This window comes from Alkalihalophilus marmarensis DSM 21297 (genome assembly GCF_000474275.2).
Taxonomy (GTDB): domain Bacteria; phylum Bacillota; class Bacilli; order Bacillales; family Bacillaceae_D; genus Alkalihalophilus; species Alkalihalophilus marmarensis.
Genome location: NZ_ATAE01000053.1, coordinates 1 through 623 on the forward strand (window position 1 = coordinate 1; position 623 = coordinate 623).

4 tRNA genes are annotated in these 623 nt (G+C 45.3%); all 4 read left to right on the forward strand.

Annotated features, from left to right (window positions below):
* Positions 1-77: transfer RNA gene (locus A33I_RS17625), tRNA-Arg, on the forward strand.
* A 16-nt stretch (positions 78-93) separates the two neighbouring features.
* Positions 94-170: transfer RNA gene (locus A33I_RS17630), tRNA-Pro, on the forward strand.
* 16 nt (positions 171-186) lie between these two features.
* Positions 187-260: transfer RNA gene (locus A33I_RS17635), tRNA-Gly, on the forward strand.
* A gap of 42 nt (positions 261-302) precedes the next feature.
* Positions 303-379 (forward strand) — tRNA-Ile (locus tag A33I_RS17640).
* Positions 380-623 lie beyond the last annotated feature (244 nt).

Consider the following 623-nt stretch of genomic DNA (forward strand, 5'->3'; position numbering starts at 1 on the left):
GCGCCCTTAGCTCAGCTGGATAGAGTGTTTGACTACGAATCAAAAGGTCGGGAGTTCGAATCTCTCAGGGCGCACCATTAGTAATTTATATATCGGGAAGTGGCTCAGCTTGGTAGAGCACCTGGTTTGGGACCAGGGGGTCGCAGGTTCAAATCCTGTCTTCCCGACCATCTTATTTCTTAATATGCGGGCGTAGTTTAGTGGTAAAACCTCAGCCTTCCAAGCTGATGATGTGGGTTCGATTCCCATCGCCCGCTCCAACAAAATATTTGGTGGGAGTGCTTTTTTTATTGCCTTTTTTAGGGCCTGTAGCTCAGCTGGTTAGAGCGCACGCCTGATAAGCGTGAGGTCGGTGGTTCGAGTCCACTCAGGCCCACCATAAAATATTTTAAAAAAGTTCTTGACGGTTCGATTTAGACTTGTTAAGATGGTTAAGTCGCTAACGAGCGGCAGACAAAAAAGTTCTTTGAAAACTGAACAAAAGCCAAGCGAAATAGAGATACATGATATCTCGTCAATTATTAACACCAGATGATTATTCATCTGTGTAAGTGAGCTTAATCAAACACTTTTATGGAGAGTTTGATCCTGGCTCAGGACGAACGCTGGCGGCGTGCCTAATA